This is a genomic window from Roseburia sp. OF03-24 (assembly GCF_003463035.1).
Classification (GTDB): Bacteria; Bacillota; Clostridia; order Lachnospirales; family Lachnospiraceae; genus Roseburia; species Roseburia rectibacter.
On the sequence record NZ_QSCK01000022.1, the window covers coordinates 1 to 345 of the forward strand.

Genomic DNA, 345 nt, shown 5'->3' on the forward strand with positions numbered 1-345 from the left:
GACACAAAACACTAAAAATTTACGCCCCCAAGGTTGTAAAATGAGTTTTCCAGCGAAGGGTGGTTCACAACTTAGTAGCTGGCAAATCGCATCAAGCCGGGATTCGTTTTGTGACTTTGGGAGAAAATTAGGCAATCTTAGTCTGCCTGTTCGTAACACAGTGTTGTGCTGCCACGGACGGCAGCACAAGTCTTAATGCCCTCGGACGGGGCGTTTAAGACGCACACGTCACTCCGAGAAACATTAAATCAGGCTGACTTAGACTTGCCTTATTTTCGTACAACGGAACAAAACAGTCCCGGCTTGATGCAATTTGCCAATCGTAACCCCCCAGAACCACCCTAC